The sequence below is a fragment of the Armatimonadota bacterium genome (genome assembly GCA_016223145.1).
In the GTDB taxonomy this organism is placed as follows: Bacteria; Armatimonadota; Fimbriimonadia; order Fimbriimonadales; family Fimbriimonadaceae; genus Nitrosymbiomonas.
Genome location: JACRPN010000021.1, coordinates 1 through 14,783, shown reverse-complemented (window position 1 = coordinate 14,783; position 14,783 = coordinate 1). Strand labels below are relative to the sequence as shown.

Sequence of the window (14,783 nt, the reverse complement as noted above, 5' to 3'; positions counted from 1 at the left end):
TGTGGAGTGCCCAAGATGACTGCATTGCTCGCCGCCGTTGCCGTGTGGACCATGCCCGTTGTGCGGGTGGAGGATTACTTCCCTCTGCAGCCGGGCACAAAGTGGTACTACAAGGAGCAAGGGGCTCCTTCCGAAGTGATCGACGAGGTTCTTGAGCCGGTCGAAGTGGGAGGGAAGAAGGTCACGCCCGTCCGCACGACGGTCGGGGGCAACACGCTCGAAACGCGCTATTTCCGTATCGAGGGCGACACGGTCTATCTGATAGGAAACAAGCCTCTATCCCCGCTCCCCGTGCCGCATCCCGTGCTGAAGATCGCCGATACGCCGAGCGCTTGGACCTTCAGCGGCGTCACCGATGGCGGCAAGGAGGGCCTGGGCATCAGCTACGAAGCCAAAACCACGCCGAAAGGGGTCAAGAAGCTCTTCGATAGCGACCGAAAGTGTTACGAAATGGTGCTCAATGCGGACCTGGACCAAGGCGAAGGCATCCGACTGCGCATCAAGCAGGTGACGACCTATGCCGAGGGCATCGGCTGGGTCGAGATGAAGCAAACGGTCAGCTACAACGGCCAAAACAAGGAAACCGTGACGAGGCTCCTGCGCTTTGAAAGAGCATCTCGATAGTCGTCCCATCGCTTTCGCGGGCCTTGCCGCCTTGGCGGGCCTTTGCCTGTGCGCTTGTGGCCGGATCCACATCGAGCCCGAGCCCAGGGCCAAGTTTGTCTCGCCCAAGGACCTGGGCGTGGACACGCCTCCTCCTTCGGCAGCCCTGCTTCAGCTTGCCGGCGGTGAGCCCCTCGAAGTGACTGTCAGGGCCAACCGCGACGGTGCGAAGCTGCAATTGGAGTTGATTGCCCACCGGGAGGTCATCGAGACCGAGACCTATTCCACGACACCTACCTCGTTCAACCTTGTCGAAGCGGCCGGAGAGACCTATGAGCCGATCTTGCCGCTGCTGAAGTTCCCCATGAATCTGGGGGACCAATGGAGTTGGACGGGCCAAATTGTGCTGAGTTCGGCGAGCATCCCCGCTGAGGCCGTGATCACGGCGGCGAACGCGCCCCTGGGCCTAGAGGGCTATCCCCTGGAGGCAGTTCAGGTCAGCGTCACCCTCGAGATCGGCGATCCGCGGGCTCGCGCGGCCAAAAGGACGCTCAACTTCTGGGTTGCGCCAGGTTACGGGGTGCTGAAGCGCGAGTTCGGGCTCTCTTCCTCCCGGTCCCCGGCGCCCAAGCCCGTCGAGGGCGCACCGGTGAAAGCGGGGAAATGAGCGCAGCGACCTCCAGCGGCCCCCTGATGGAGGCTCGGACCCAACAGGCACAGCATATCGACTGGTGGCTCGTTCTGGCTTCCTTGGTATTGCTGCTGGTGGGCCTGATGTCGCTCTACAGCATCGATGCGGGCGCCAGCGGCGGGCGCTATTTCCTTAACCAAGTCATCCGTTTGGCCATTGGAATCGTGCCGTTTCTTGCTCTCTACCTGGTCAGCCCCAAGGCGCTCCAGCGCTACGCCTCGGTGCTGTACGTTGTGAACCTAACGTTTCTGGGCCTGGTTCTGATCGTCGGTTCGACCAAGGGCGGTGCACAGCGCTGGCTCAATCTCGGGCCGCTGGAGTTCCAACCCAGCGAGATGTCGAAGCTGCTCACTGTGATCACCCTGGCGACCTTCTTCGCCAGTCGAGAACCGGCGCAGCTCAGGAGCCTCTCGACGTTCGTGTTGTCGCTGGTGCACGTGCTGGTGCCCATCGCGTTCATCTTCAAGCAGCCGCACTTGGGTGCGAGCCTGGCCATGCTGGTGGCCTGGGCCGGGGTTTCGCTGTGCGCAGGGGTGAAGGTGCGCTACCTGCTGGGCACGGTGCTCGGCGCGGCGGCGATCATTGGGCTCGCGTTCGTGGTGCCGGGGGTGCTCAAGGACTACCAGAAGGAGCGCATCATTGCGCTTCTCGGTGGGGGCGACCCCAAAGGCAGCCGCTTCCACGCGCTGAGGGCGCAGAGCGCCTTTGCAGCCGGGAATCTGACGGGCGTGGGCTACATGAAGGGTGAGCAGAAGAACGCCGGGTTCGTCCCGGAGCAGCAGACCGACTTCATCTTTACGGTCATCGGCGAGGAGGGCGGCCTGGTGGGCTGCACGCTGGTGCTGGCGGCGTTCGGGTTCTTTTTCTACCGGATCTGGCTCATCTTGTATCGCTCGCAGGACCGTTTCCACCAGATGCTCGCGGCGGGTGTGTTTTCCTATCTGGCGTTCCACACGGTCGCGAATATCGGCATGAACCTGGAGCTGCTCCCCGTGGTGGGCCTTTGGCTGCCGTTCATGAGCTTCGGCGGCACGGCGATCTGGCTGTGCCTGGCAAGCGTGGGCCTGCTGTTGAACATCAGGAGCCGGGAGAAGCCGGTGCTATTTTGACCGGCACGAAGCAGCAGAATAGAGATTCTATTCCTGCTATCGAGCCATCGAACAGATGATTCGCCACTTTTGCCCCTGTGTTGATCGCGCATGAAGTCGGCAGATATATGGACTGCTAACTGCACAACTATGCGACTGGAGTCAAGTTTTCTGTCTGAAGAAGAGGGCAAGCCAAGCCAGGAACAGGGCGGCGAAGACAGCTACCCAAATCTCAGGCTGCTGCAAGATGTCGCCTCCTGCACGTGACTTGAGCGCACTTTTCTCGCTCAAAGGAAGAGGAGTCGATTCCGCGAACGGCGTTTTGCCGGCAACCTTGTTGGACGTCGCACCGCTACCGGTCAAATTGGAATGGGTTTCGAGAACCTCCCCATTGTCTGCCGCTATATAGGCGTCCTGCTTTGTGCCCCTGACGACGAAGCAAAGGGGCACAACCTGCCTCCTGCAAAGGTCTCGGCCACGCGTGGACAGGTCAGCGCGTTCGCTCAGTTGACGATAGATTGGCCCCCACACATCAGGAGCTTCACCTAATTCAATCTTGGCGCTCGCCGCCTCTAGCGCAGTGGTCGAATCGATCGTACTGGTGGTCGGGCCAAATGTGTAACCTAATGCCCGGTCCAGTTCGATAATGTCGCCGGAGAGAGAATCCAGACCAATGACACAGAAATTTGCTCCGCCTTCAAGCCTATACCCGTTGGGACGTTCGTAGAAGCGAACATATATGATCGCATGGCCCAATTCGCCATTCTCATCAGGTGTGGGGAAGGGATGCTCCTTGATCACGTCAGGTCCATGAGCCCACCCTATTGCTTCGAGCTTAGCTGACGCTTTCGCAATAAGGTCAGATTCATCGTGGTAGAAGGCCTTGCCCCTGGTGGGCGCACGAAAGGAGTCGGAGCCATGAGCCGCTCCATATCGTTTACCGTTGCCGTAACTCACAATATCGCCAGTTGATCCGTCTACACCAAGTATCTGGAACTTTCCGACAATCATCCAGCGCTCACGCATGGGCGAGGGCTGGGAGCGGCCTACTTTTTGGGCTCGGAAGCTAGCCGCTTCCGTGGCCGTTGTCAGCGGATCGATCTTCTGAGCAAACGCTATCGCTTTCGCAAGAGCGGCATGCTCAGTTAATTGACCTAGCGAGAGGGCCGAAAGCAAGAGCCCCAAGCAGACAAGCGCGATTCTCATTGGACTCACCTAAAGGGGTGGCCAGGAGAGCCTGAACCAGCCTGGCGTAATCTCGTGCGTCTTGGAGTAGACGCCTGATAATCTTGCGTACGAATCGCCGTAGATTGCCAGATCGTCTGTCGCTAATGGATGGTAGTCTGGACCTGCGTGGAATGTCCCTTCGGATACCAGTGCTTGCCGCGCCATGTAGACCGTGCTGCTGTCAAGCACCAGCTTTGTGAACAAGACCAAAGCCTTCGCCCCGTACTCACTTAAGTAGACGTCAGTGTTGTATGCCATCACAGCTTGGTCTTCCAGCCATTTCCCGTAGGCGTTCAGATAGGGAATGCAGAACCTGATGAAGTTGTTCGTGTATCCTGAATGGCAAGCTTCGAGGTACACGAAGCCAATTGCAGGGTTGCCCGTTGAGTTGAATGGCGGGAAACCCGACCCCATCTGGGCCTGCCTGTATAGGTCAACGGGCGAGTGAAGTGGTGTTTATCGCCAAAGGGATAGACGTTGGTTACATCCGGATCATTTGGGGGATCCGGCACCGTAGCGCCAGCTTGGAACTGATCGACGTTCCCGTGTCCGTCCTCATAGACCGCGCTCTTGCCAGCCAGCGCTCCACAGAATGCAGCAGGGCTCCAAGTTCCGCCCATTAGGTCTTTTCCCCAACTGCTGGTGAGCATTCCGTATCCCACATAATAGGGAGTGCCTGGGATTTCCGGATCCGGGTGCTCCACGAACAGAAAGCTGTTCTTGATCCACGCTTGCATGGTTGCAGATCCATGGCCTCCTGCCGTTGTCCAAGCTTCAACCTTCACGGTTCCGACTAGGCCATCCGGGAACCCGGTCGAGTCGAACATCAACGGTGTCCATATCCCCATTCCATCCGGAGGGCCCGGCTGCAAGTCTAGCGCCGTCTTCGTAACAGTGCCTGCAGACACCGTTATCGTCACCCGGCTCAGGTCACCAGAGAGCGGCGTCGCCGAGCAGATGGCGCGGCAGTTCGTGCCACTGAAGTACATCGGGGCCGAATATCCCTGGATTCCGGGCGTAACGCTACAGGCAACGCCAGTGCCCCCTCCTCCTCCTCCACCTCCAGGTCCTTGGGCTAGCGCGCAAGGTGCCAAGAGCGAGTAGCGCCACCACACCGAAGAACACTCCGTGATTCCTCATCACCGCAATTGTAGGGGACTGTGTCGAGATTCAATCTACAAAAAAAAACAAAGATTGACAAATCAGCCCTATTGATCCTACACCTTGCTACCGCTTTTGAACATCTTCATCGCGTCGAAGAACGCCGCGTCTGAAAGTAGAACTTGGCGGTAGACGGCGTCGATCACATCAAAGATTTCCAGAAGTCCCTGCAGGCGCTCGCGGAAGATCGTCGCGTCCTCGGACTCGAAGGAGTCCGGCAGCTTGGCCAGCACCTCGCGGATTGCGGCGGCGGTGGGGTCGAGTTCGCGCCGCTTTCGCTCGCGCACCACACGCACGAACATCTGCGCCGGGTCGCTATCGCTCACATAGGTATCGCGCCGCTCGCCAGGCTTGCGAAAGCGCCGCACAATGCCCCAATCAATGAGGTCGCGCAGGTTCATGCTGGCGTTGCCCCGGCTGATCTGCAGGCGCTCGATGATCTCGTCGGCCGAGAGCGCGTCGCCGGTGATGAAGAGCAGGGCGTGGATCTGCGCCATCGTGCGGTTGATGCCCCACATCGAGCTCATGCGGCCCCATTCGAGGATGAACTGCTCCTGGGCCGCCGAAAGCGCGTCAGTTGCCATGATTTCTGAATTTTTGCACAAATGGGGACGCAATGGGGCATTAGGGCACTTGGGCATTGGGGCGAAGGAGCGAAGGGCGAAGGGCGATGGGCGAGGTGGAAGGGTTCCCCCTCCCCTTGTCCCGATGATCGGGATAGGGGGAGGGGGTAAGGGGGTGGAGGTTCCGGGCCCCGAACCCCAGACCCCAAACCCCAAACCCCAAACCCCAGACCTCTCCCCTCTTCCCCCTGCTAATGAACCCCGCCCATCTCGCCGAAAATGTCGGGTAGGCGCTCCTGCGCCTCCGGAGTCCTATTGAGCCTGCAAGCCTACGTTCGTGGCCGTGCGCGGATGCAACGCCTTTCCGACGCCAAGCTCTTCAACGCCTGGCTGCAGGGCGTGTTGGGTCTGGAGCTCTATCTGGAGTCCGATGAGCCGACCGACGTGGTTCCAGGGCAGGAACTCTACGTCCAGGTGGCGGGGCCGTCTTTGTCGGCGCACTTCAATTCCTGTGTGACCCTGGTCTCGGGCAGCCAGATTCGGATGAGGGTCGTCCCGCCGATCCGGTATCTGGCGGCGACCGAGGACGCGCGCGTCCGGGCCGATGGCATCGTGGCCACGGTTGAGCGGGAGTCTGAAAGTTTCGATGTCGCGGTTGTGGACGCATCGCGTCACGGCATCGGTATCGCTTCGCCGGTTGCCTTCGAGCGTGGCGAGTCCATCACACTGACGATCGTGTTCAAGGGACTGTCAGTAACGGCGACAGCAGAGGTGCGGTATTGCCGAGCCGACAAGAAGCAGGAAGGCAAGTTTCGGATAGGGTTGCTCATCTCTGATCTGAAGAGGCTGGAGCAAGCGAAATGGAGTCGGCTGCTGAGCGAGTTCGCGGCGTAGGAGACTCTCGGTCTCTTGGCTTTGCGGCGACCTCAAGCGAATGGTGGCTAAACACAGGCGAGACGCCTGTGCTACAGAGGCTGTCCTAACCGCCGGCGCTGATGCGCGCGGCCTCAGCCTTGTTCTTCTCGATATAGTCTCGCCAGTTGGGCGGCACGTCGGTATCTACAAAAATCGCCGTAACCGGGCACTCGGGCTCACAAAGGCCGCAGTCAATGCACTCGTCCGGGTGGATGTACACCATGTCGTCGGCTTCGTAAATGCAGTCGACCGGGCACACGGCCATACAGGACTTGTCTTTTACGCCGATGCAGGGTTCCGTCACAACATAAGGCAAGGCCGATCACCTCAGAATCCGTCTATTCTACTCAGCGGATTCGGGCACTTGCAGACCCGTCAACAGAACCTGAAGAGCGTCGAGAAGGCGACGACTCAACCCACGCTCTTGAGAAACCTTGAGGGCCACCACGTCTCAAGGGTCCCGAACGAAGCACCCGGCAGCCCCGCCCGCTGGGCGAGCGCCCCAAGCACGAACAACCCCGCCAATCGGCCTGGGACGTCCTGCGCAATCCGCCCCTGCTCCATGCCGGCGAGCATGGCCGCGCAAACGGGCTCGTGAACGTTTTCGAGGTAGGCGGCCATGGCCGCTTCGCGCCGCTCTCCGGATGAGAGCTTGGGGATGTCGCGCACAACTTGGAACAGGTCGCAGCCTTGAGCGCCGGCGATCACCTGGCAGGCCGCCTGAAGGCGCATGTCAACGTCGGCGTACTTCTCTCCGCACTCTGTGAGCGAACGCCCCAACTCGCTGAGCGCCCCCTGAAGCCAGGCGAGGTACAAGCCTTCTTTGTCGCCAAAGTGGTAATACAGAGTAGGCGCCTTAACGCCGGCAAGCTGCAGAATCGTCGCCACCCCGGTCTCTTCATAGCCTGACCGCGAGAAGAGGTCAGCGGCCGCTCCTAGGAGTTTGTCCCTGCCGCTCGCTTCGTGTTGAGCCTCGCCCACCACCTGAACATACCGGATTTTCAGCATGTCCACGGGAGAATTTGGCACGGGCTCGCGCTTATGCCAGAATTAACCGTATAACTAAGTAAGGATTACTGCGCGTCGCGCTGGCAGTCCGGAGAGGAAATCAAGTTGGCGATCACACTATCCGAAAGAGCTTCGAAGGAATTGAAGGACCTCATGGCGAGCCAGGAGAAGTCCGAGGCTGCCCTGCGCGTTTGGGTAGCCGGTGGCGGCTGCTCCGGCCTGCAATACGGTTTGGCGCTGGATGACGGCCAGCCCGAGGAAGGCGACAAGGTCTTCGAACAGGACGGCATCAAGATCTTCGTCGACGATCTCAGCCTTCAGTACATGGAAGGCAGCTCGGTCGATTTTGTGGATGACAACCTGGGTGGCGGCTTCAAGATCGAGAACCCGAACGCCACCAGCTCCTGCGGCTGCGGCAACTCGTTCCAGACCGAAGACTCTGCCCCCGCGCAGGGCGGCGGGTGCGGTTGCGGCAGCTGTGGCTGCGGCTCGAACTGAGGCCCGTCCCGCGCATCTTTTAGCACGCTGTTTCGTCACGGATCGTGACGAAACAGCGTGCTAATTCGCGCTACCCCTTCTTCGTCAGCAGCAGGTAATCCAGCCCGAACATGTTGCGCGGCGCCGCGCCCTCACGGTGGCCCTTGCACTCCACCTCGACGATCACCTCACCCGCCGGCAGTGTCACCGTCCCCAGGGCTTTCTTCTCCCACTTCAGGCCCGTCGAGAAGAAGTCGACCGGGCCGCCCAGCGCCTGCCCACCGATTTTGATCGTGTGGATGCCGTAATCCGTCGCCAAACAGAAGTTGCCTGCGACCTCATAGGTTCCCGCCTCCTTCACGTTCAGGGCGAGCCGTAGAGTCTGGCCAGGCTGCATGTCGCGCCACCAGAGTTGCTTGCCGGAAGAGAGGTCACCGAACTCCTGAATTTCGCGCTCGCCACCCGACATCCCGAGAACCTTGAGCGTTTCGCCCTCGATCGCGCCCTTCACCGGCTTGGGTTTTTCGATCTCCACCGGTGCGACCAGTCTGCCATTGACTTCCCGGATCGCTGGGCCCCCGGGCAGGGCGTACCACACCGCCACTCGGTCGAAGCTCACGCTCACCTCGGCCCAGTGCCAAAGCTCCATGTCGAACTTGAACGACTTGGTGTAGGGGATGTCGTCGAGGATGTGCCAGCGCATGACGCAGTCGTGGCCCTGGGTTCCCGGCCCATCGCAGCGGGGCTGAGCGTGGTAGGGCCGCTGGAACAGGGTCGGGCTGCTCCAAGCGTAACCGTAGTAGTCCTCGGTGCCGGTGCCAAAGGTGCTGGGGAACTTCTCGCCGTCCACATAGATCTTCTCGTCGCCCTCGCCCCACCAGGCCGGGACAGGGTTCGCGATGTGGAGCATCGAGCCAATCCACCGCCCCTCGCCCGTGGTGTCGAGGTAGCTCATGTCCTTCATGGGGCGTGAAAAGAGCCTGTCGGCGGTCCATTGCGCGCGGAACCGGTAGGTGCCGTCGCTCACCGGAAAAGAAATCTTGTCGGCTTCAATTTCGACGGCAAGCGGCACGGGGCTGCCGTTCGTCACGCCGATGCGGACCGACTTGCCGTAGGGCATCACGAACCGGCAGACCATCCAACCGTCAGCGCGCATTTCGAGCGGGAAGGACTTGTACGGCGTTAGCCCGGGTGTCGAACCGAAGAAGTCGCAAAGAGGCACGTCCACGCCTTTCACGCCATCGAATTCGGCGGTCAGCCTCGCCCGGCGAAGGGCGTTGTGCTCGTGGTTTGGGTTCTCCCAGGGCAGCTCCTCGAGGTTCGCCGGGGCGCCCACCACCTTCGCGCGAATCCGAAGCTCCTGGATGGCCCCAGAGCCAGTCGCCGAGACGCTTGCCGTTTGGAAGGGCTGGAGTGTCTGGGTGGCCTTCAGCGTGCCGGAGGGCCGCCGGACAGTGGGCCGCTTGGCGGGGTCCAGCATCGCCGCAGCTTGCGCCTTCATGTCGTCGCCCGCCGCTTTCACCTGGGCTTCCGTCCAGGTCTCGACCTTTACGCCCTCTCCGTAGGTTCGATAGCCGATCTGGTAGTACACGCCCCGATAGCGGTCCCCGGCCGATTCGTCGAGCGTGATCTTGAGGCTCTTGGCATAGGGGAATGGGAAGTAGAGGTTGCAGCCGTTGCTGGCGTTGTAGGAAAAGGGATCGGGAAAGAGGGGGTGTTTGCCTTGCAGGAGCTGCGACATGTCGGCCGAAAAGCGGGGCTCGGCCTCGCCGTCGAAGTAGTAACGCACAACTCCGCTGGGATTGGCGGACCAGAATCGCGTCACGACCCCCGGTCCTCTTAGGTCCGCCATCACGTGCTCGGACCTGCCGTTGCGCACCTCGGTGCGGATGTACTTGCCGTTGTCGCCATTGGCAAACCAGTTTTCCGTTGGGCTCTTGGCGGCGCGGTCATAGCTGCTGGCTTGAGCCTCGCTGTAAGCGGGTTTGGACCTTTGCGCGAGCCTGGAAAGGTCGGTCATATCGCGTAGGAGGCTTTTCACAGAGATGGTCTGCCCCATCGAGGTGGCGCCCAGGACCACCGAACCCAAAACCAGCGCAAGCGCCAAGAACTTCTTCACCTTCACCCTCCATTGGGAAGGACCCTCGCGCCCTCGCCTCGAACGGTTGATTCCGAATGGCTCAACCGCGATCGGGCCAAAGCGCCTGGCTCCTCTGGATTCAACGATACCAAAGCCTCGTCGGATTGGTGTTGCTGCTGGGGGTTGCCTACTGGCAGCAACCGCTGTTTTTTGCGCCCGGCAACCTGGCAAACGTCCTGAACCAGTTGGCGATCCCAGGGACTTTGGCGCTTGGAATGACTTTCGTCATCCTCACCGGCGGCATCGATTTGAGCGTGGGGTCGCTTTTCGCGCTGTTGAACTGCGTGACGGCAAGCTGGTGCGCTTCGGGGACGCCGCTGTGGATGACCGTTGCCTACGTTGTGTTCCTGGGGACGGCCATAGGGGCGCTCACGGGCGGCATCGTCTCTTGGTCCGGGCTTCAGCCGTTTGTCGTCACGCTCGGGGCGATGGTCTCCCTTCGCGGTGTGGCGTTCGTGTACTCGAACAGGACGTTCATATACATCAGGGAACCGGAGCACAAGAAGCTCCTCGAACCGCTTCAGGGAGACGTGGCCGGCCTGCCCGTGTCGGCAATTGTGCTGCTGCTGTGCACGGGTCTTGCCTGGGTGGTTTTGGCGCGCACGAGATTCGGCAGGCAGGTCTATGCGGTTGGCGGCAATGCGCTGGCGTCGCGCCTTTCGGGGGTGCCGGTGAACCAGACGCGAATTGGCGCATACGCCATCAACGGGATGTGCGTGGCTTTGTCGGCCGTGCTGTTCTCGTCGAAGATCCAGATGGGCCAGTTCAGCGCCGGCATCGGCTATGAGCTCGATGCGATCGCCGGCGCCGTGGTGGGCGGGTGCTCGCTGATCGGTGGCTATGGAAGCGTGCTGGGAACCTTTGGCGGGGCGCTTTTCATCGTTTCGGTGGGGGTCCTGATGACGCTGATGAGCATTGATAAGCTTGTTGGCGATGGATTCAAGGGGATCATCATCCTGATCGCGGTTTACATGCAAAACTTAGGACGGAGGAAAAGCGATGCGGTTTAGCAAGTCGATGGGATTGGTTGCGTGCCTGGCGGGCATGCTGATAGCGGGTTGCAGCGGTGGCGGCAGCACGGACGAGGGTACGGCGGCCAAGGGCGGTGCGGCTGCGGGCGGCGCGAAGCCGCTGGTGGTGTTTGCCCAGGCGAACAGCCAAGACCCGTGGCGGCAGGTCTTTGATGCGAACATCAAAGCTGAGGCGGACAAGCACGCCTCGGAATTCTCTTATGAGCAGCAGGACGCCCAGGACGACCCCAACAAGCAGATCGACGAGATCGAGACGTTCTTGGTCAAGAACCCCAAGGTCCTTCTCGTGAGCGCAGCCGACACCTCGGTCACGCAGGTGTGCGAGAAGGCGTTCGACAAGGGGATATCGGTCATCGTGCTCGACCGAGACATCGAGAGTGAGAAGTTCACCTGCTACGTCGGTGGCGACAATACCGAAATCGGCCGCCAGGTGGGCGAGTACATGGGCAAGACCATGGGAGGCAAGGGGACGATTCTGATGGTCCAGGGCAAAGCCGGTGCCAAGCCCACCGAGCATCGACGCGATGGATTTCTCGAGGTCATGAAGGCCAAATTCCCCGGGATCAACATCATCGTTGGAGACAACGCCGACTATCAGCGCCAGAAAGCGCGAGCCTATATGGAGACCTTCCTTCAGTCCGGCAAGACCTTTGATGCCGTTTATGCCCACAACGACGAGATGGCGATCGGCGCCTACCTAGCCCTGGAAGCCAAAGGGATCAAGGGCAAGATGATCGTCGGCGTGGACGGCTGCCAGGCCGAGGTGCTCGACTACATCCGCGAGGGCAAGATGGCGGCGACCTTCAAGTATCCGACTCCAGGCGAAAAGGGCATCGAGATCGCAGCAGAGATTCTGAAGGGCAACGCGCCGAAGGACAAGAAGATTATCCTTCCCACGACGCTGGTGACCAAGGAAACGGCCGATAAGTATCTTGCGGACAATCCGAACCTGTTCAGGGTGGAGGCGAAGTAACTCGGGGAGAAGCGAAGGGCGAAGGGCGAAGGGCGAGGAGCGAAGAGTGAGGTTAGGCTTGAGCAGTGATTCTGATTCCTGCGGCTTCGAGAACCTTGAGGTCTGGAAATGTGCAATGAGGGTTGCCAGTCAGGCGTACGTTCTTGCCTCAGGCCTTCCGCCGGCCGAGAGATATGGGATGGCCTCCCAGATTCAAAGGGCTGCTGTCTCGGTGCCATCGAACATTGCCGAAGGTTGGGGCAGAGGTCGCGGTGCAGCGAATCTGCAGTTCGCCAGAGTAGCGCGCGGCTCGCTTTATGAGCTCAGGACCCTGCTCCTGATTGCCCGAGACGTGGAGCTTAGGGAGGTCGACGCTCTCGCTCCGCTGCTTGCAGAAGTTGAGAAATGCAGACGGTTGCTTCAGGCTTACATTAGCGGGATGGAGCTCAACATCGTTCGAGAGCCTGGTGCAGGCTACAGCAACGCTGGAGGCTTCAATTGACTGGCATCAAAGCGGTCAAGCGAACAGGCTTATCCAGTTCGTGCCCTTCTCCTATGAGACCACTGCCCAGCCCACGGGTACTTCGCTCTTCGCCCTTCGCCCCTCGCCCGAAAGCCGGAGGCGTTGCCCATTGACCGCCATGCCCACCCCCCTCCTCACCCTCTCCTCCCTCCGCAAGGCCTTTACGGGCGTTCAGGCTCTGGACGATGTCAGCCTGGACGTTCGCGTGGGAGAGGTCCACGCCTTGGTTGGCGAGAATGGCGCTGGAAAGTCCACCTTGATCAAGGTGCTTTCCGGCGCTCACCACCCCGATTCGGGCGAGATCCGCTGGAAAGGTGAAGTGGTCGCCATCGGTTCGCCGCTGCGGTCTCAGGCGCTTGGGATCGCGACCATTTACCAAGAGTTCAGCCTCGTGCCCGAGCTCAGCGTGATGGAGAACATCTTCCTCGGCCGCGAACCCTCAAAGATGGGGTTCGTGGACTTCCGTGCGATGCGGACTCGCGCCCGAGAAGTCCTCAAGGAGCTTGATCTGAACCTCGACCCGGACGAGCGGATCGTTTCGCTCAGCGTGGCCCAAATGCAAATGGTCGAGATCGCCAAAGCGGTTTCTCAGAACGCTCAGCTCCTGATCATGGATGAGCCGAGTGCCACCTTGACCGAACATGAGCTTGCCGGGCTCTACGCGCTCGTCAAGCGACTCCGTGACAGCGGCCGGTCGGTACTCTACGTCAGCCACCGGCTCGAGGAGGTTTTCGAGCTATCCGATCGGATCACCGTGCTGCGCGACGGGAAGTGGGTGGCCACGCTTGATACGCCGGCCACGAACGCTCAAGAAATCATCAAGCTGATGGTGGGCCGCGAGATCACCGAGCAATATCCAGCCCGGATGGAGGGGCAGCTTGGGGAGCCCGCGTTGGAGTTCGTGGACGTGTGCAGTCCCAAGCTTCGGCACGTGAGCTTTCAAGCGCGGCGCGGCGAGATATTGGGACTTGCGGGCCTCGTGGGCTCAGGCCGCAGCGCGATTGCCAGGGCGGCATTGGGCGCTGAGCGCATCACCTCCGGAGAGATCCGCATTCAGGGGCGCAACCAAGGCGCTTTGAACCCACGCAAGAGCATTCGGAGTGGACTGGGCTTGCTTGCCGAGGACCGTAAGCGCCAGGGGTTGGTGCTTCAGCTCACAGTGCGCGAAAACGCCTCGCTGGCAAGTCTGGAGCTGCTCAGCCGCATGGGCTTCGTGAAGCGCGGGGAAGAAACCGCAAAAGCCAAGGAGCTCACCAAGAAGCTCGACGTCAGGATGGCAGGCCTGGAGCAGGACGTAGCCCACCTGTCTGGCGGCAACCAGCAGAAAGTGCTCGTGGCGAGGTGGCTGTGGCGAGAGTGCAGCGTTCTGGTCTTCGATGAGCCTACGCGCGGGATCGACGTGGGCGCCAAAGCGGAGATTTACCGATTGTTAAGGGAGCTGGCGCAGCAGGGGGTGGCGGTCTTGATGATCAGCAGCGACTTGCCAGAGGTGCTCGGCATGTCGGACCGCATCCTGGTCATGCGCGATGGCGCGATCGTCACAGAGATGGACGCTTCGGAGGCGGACCAGGAAAGGGTGATGCAAGCGGCCATGGGCCACGCCCAAACAGCCGTCGCCTAGAAGGCTTCTTTTGCCTCGCGCACGCCATGCCAATCGATGTCGGCCTCTTCGTTGCGCATGAACACGGAGTGGACGTATTCGGCGATCGCAGCACGCTCGACGTGGTTCGAAGGAAGAAATTTGAACCCGCTCGAATAGAGCCCTTTGTCCTCAGCTTGCCTGGAATAGCGCACTTCGCCGGTGGTGCACAGAGGATCGGCTTCTTCTCGCGCGATCTGAATGGAGCAGACCTCGCCCACGGGAAGCTGGTCCTTGGACTTGAGCTGCAATCCACCGAGTCCGATGTCCACGATCACCGTGCGGAACGGTTCCTTGTGGTTCTTGCTGGACAGCATCGCGTAGTCCAGAATGTCGAAGCGCTCGAATCGTCGCCCGTCGCTACCCGTGTTGAAGCTCATCGATTGATCCTCAGGATGATGTGTGCCTGAAGGTTCCAGGCGCACCTCTCCCTTCTCTTTATCGGCTGATTGGTGCAAAAGCTCACTCTGAGTGACAGGAACCAGGAGTGGGGAGGCCAACGGACGGCGGGAGTTTGGGTGGGTCTTGCCTTTGTGGCGATTGCAGGCGGGTGGCGGGGAGACACAGGCGAGACGCCTGTGGCACGGCCGGCCCGGTCGCGCCACAACCGGCCGTGCCACAAAACCTGGTGGGCCCAACGAGATTCGAACTTGTGACCTTCCCGATTATCGGGACGCCCTAACCCTGGTCCAGGAGCGCTTCAATCGCTCCACGGCTCTTCCAGGACTTGATCTCTCGTTCCCTATTGGCGGCTTCAGATCGGCT

16 protein-coding genes are annotated in these 14,783 nt (G+C 60.7%); 9 read left to right on the top strand and 7 right to left on the bottom strand.

Annotation, left to right across the window (positions count from 1 at the left end):
• Positions 1-15 precede the first annotated feature (15 nt).
• The 3 genes from HZC36_15605 to HZC36_15595 are packed head-to-tail and all read left to right on the top strand — an operon-like array spanning position 16 to position 2,403.
• On the top strand, positions 16-624 hold the full coding sequence (locus HZC36_15605; GenBank protein ID MBI5708408.1) for a hypothetical protein: 609 nt from the start codon (positions 16-18) through the stop codon (positions 622-624).
• The gene (locus HZC36_15600) at positions 605-1,270 is read left to right on the top strand and encodes a hypothetical protein (protein MBI5708407.1); all 666 of its coding nucleotides are present in this window, start codon (positions 605-607) and stop codon (positions 1,268-1,270) included. Before HZC36_15605 ends, HZC36_15600 begins: the two co-directional genes overlap by 20 nt.
• Positions 1,267-2,403 (top strand): rod shape-determining protein RodA, encoded by a 1,137-nt coding sequence (locus tag HZC36_15595; GenBank protein MBI5708406.1) that lies wholly within the window; start codon positions 1,267-1,269, stop codon positions 2,401-2,403. Before HZC36_15600 ends, HZC36_15595 begins: the two co-directional genes overlap by 4 nt.
• Positions 2,404-2,544: 141 nt before the next feature.
• Here HZC36_15595 and HZC36_15590 read toward each other — a convergent pair whose 3' ends face one another.
• The 3 genes from HZC36_15590 to HZC36_15580 form a co-directional block, all read right to left on the bottom strand.
• The gene (locus tag HZC36_15590) at positions 2,545-3,588 is read right to left on the bottom strand and encodes a hypothetical protein (protein MBI5708405.1); all 1,044 of its coding nucleotides are present in this window, start codon (positions 3,586-3,588) and stop codon (positions 2,545-2,547) included.
• Between the two features lie 9 nt (positions 3,589-3,597).
• Positions 3,598-3,969 carry a hypothetical protein gene (locus tag HZC36_15585; protein ID MBI5708404.1) on the bottom strand — a complete coding sequence of 124 codons (372 nt, stop codon included), beginning with the start codon at positions 3,967-3,969 and terminating at the stop codon, positions 3,598-3,600.
• Positions 3,970-4,826: 857 nt separating this feature from the next.
• Complete coding sequence (locus HZC36_15580) at positions 4,827-5,354, bottom strand: MarR family transcriptional regulator (protein ID MBI5708403.1); 528 nt, start codon at positions 5,352-5,354, stop codon at positions 4,827-4,829.
• Positions 5,355-5,648: 294 nt separating this feature from the next.
• On the opposite strand from HZC36_15580, the gene HZC36_15575 reads away from it, so the two are divergent.
• The gene (locus tag HZC36_15575; protein ID MBI5708402.1) at positions 5,649-6,227 is read left to right on the top strand and encodes a PilZ domain-containing protein; all 579 of its coding nucleotides are present in this window, start codon (positions 5,649-5,651) and stop codon (positions 6,225-6,227) included.
• An 85-nt stretch (positions 6,228-6,312) separates the two neighbouring features.
• Here HZC36_15575 and HZC36_15570 read toward each other — a convergent pair whose 3' ends face one another.
• Entirely contained in the window at positions 6,313-6,564 is a 252-nt protein-coding gene (locus HZC36_15570; GenBank protein ID MBI5708401.1) for a 4Fe-4S binding protein, read from the bottom strand.
• A gap of 95 nt (positions 6,565-6,659) precedes the next feature.
• On the bottom strand, positions 6,660-7,262 hold the full coding sequence (locus HZC36_15565) for a TetR/AcrR family transcriptional regulator (GenBank protein MBI5708400.1): 603 nt from the start codon (positions 7,260-7,262) through the stop codon (positions 6,660-6,662).
• Between the two features lie 93 nt (positions 7,263-7,355).
• Between HZC36_15565 and erpA the strand changes: the two genes are divergently transcribed.
• Positions 7,356-7,754, top strand: coding sequence for an iron-sulfur cluster insertion protein ErpA (gene erpA, locus HZC36_15560; GenBank protein ID MBI5708399.1), 399 nt, complete (start codon positions 7,356-7,358; stop codon positions 7,752-7,754).
• A gap of 70 nt (positions 7,755-7,824) precedes the next feature.
• On the opposite strand, the gene HZC36_15555 is transcribed toward erpA, so the two are convergent.
• Positions 7,825-9,852 carry a DUF2961 domain-containing protein gene (locus HZC36_15555; GenBank protein ID MBI5708398.1) on the bottom strand — a complete coding sequence of 676 codons (2,028 nt, stop codon included), beginning with the start codon at positions 9,850-9,852 and terminating at the stop codon, positions 7,825-7,827.
• Between the two features lie 56 nt (positions 9,853-9,908).
• Between HZC36_15555 and HZC36_15550 the strand changes: the two genes are divergently transcribed.
• The 4 genes from HZC36_15550 (at position 9,909) to HZC36_15535 (ending at position 14,000) form a co-directional block, all read left to right on the top strand.
• Positions 9,909-10,883 (top strand): ABC transporter permease, encoded by a 975-nt coding sequence (locus HZC36_15550; GenBank protein MBI5708397.1) that lies wholly within the window; start codon positions 9,909-9,911, stop codon positions 10,881-10,883.
• On the top strand, positions 10,873-11,877 hold the full coding sequence (locus tag HZC36_15545) for a substrate-binding domain-containing protein (GenBank protein MBI5708396.1): 1,005 nt from the start codon (positions 10,873-10,875) through the stop codon (positions 11,875-11,877). Before HZC36_15550 ends, HZC36_15545 begins: the two co-directional genes overlap by 11 nt.
• 46 nt (positions 11,878-11,923) lie before the next feature.
• Positions 11,924-12,358 (top strand): four helix bundle protein, encoded by a 435-nt coding sequence (locus HZC36_15540; GenBank protein MBI5708395.1) that lies wholly within the window; start codon positions 11,924-11,926, stop codon positions 12,356-12,358.
• 139 nt (positions 12,359-12,497) lie between these two features.
• Positions 12,498-14,000 carry a sugar ABC transporter ATP-binding protein gene (locus HZC36_15535; GenBank protein MBI5708394.1) on the top strand — a complete coding sequence of 501 codons (1,503 nt, stop codon included), beginning with the start codon at positions 12,498-12,500 and terminating at the stop codon, positions 13,998-14,000.
• On the opposite strand, the gene HZC36_15530 is transcribed toward HZC36_15535, so the two are convergent.
• Positions 13,997-14,398 (bottom strand): PilZ domain-containing protein, encoded by a 402-nt coding sequence (locus tag HZC36_15530; GenBank protein ID MBI5708393.1) that lies wholly within the window; start codon positions 14,396-14,398, stop codon positions 13,997-13,999. The genes HZC36_15535 and HZC36_15530 overlap by 4 nt on opposite strands.
• Positions 14,399-14,783 lie beyond the last annotated feature (385 nt).

Excerpts from the sequence above, each read along its gene's own strand:
- HZC36_15605 (MBI5708408.1), top strand. The coding sequence starts at position 16 with ATGACTGCATTGCTCGCCGCCGTTGCCGTGTGGACCATGCCCGTTGTG.
- HZC36_15595 (MBI5708406.1), top strand. The coding sequence starts at position 1,267 with ATGAGCGCAGCGACCTCCAGCGGCCCCCTGATGGAGGCTCGGACCCAA.
- HZC36_15590 (MBI5708405.1), bottom strand. The coding sequence starts at position 3,588 with ATGAGAATCGCGCTTGTCTGCTTGGGGCTCTTGCTTTCGGCCCTCTCG.
- HZC36_15580 (MBI5708403.1), bottom strand. The coding sequence starts at position 5,354 with ATGGCAACTGACGCGCTTTCGGCGGCCCAGGAGCAGTTCATCCTCGAA.
- HZC36_15550 (MBI5708397.1), top strand. The coding sequence starts at position 9,909 with ATGGCTCAACCGCGATCGGGCCAAAGCGCCTGGCTCCTCTGGATTCAA.
- HZC36_15545 (MBI5708396.1), top strand. The coding sequence starts at position 10,873 with ATGCGGTTTAGCAAGTCGATGGGATTGGTTGCGTGCCTGGCGGGCATG.
- HZC36_15535 (MBI5708394.1), top strand. The coding sequence starts at position 12,498 with ATGCCCACCCCCCTCCTCACCCTCTCCTCCCTCCGCAAGGCCTTTACG.
- HZC36_15530 (MBI5708393.1), bottom strand. The coding sequence starts at position 14,398 with ATGAGCTTCAACACGGGTAGCGACGGGCGACGATTCGAGCGCTTCGAC.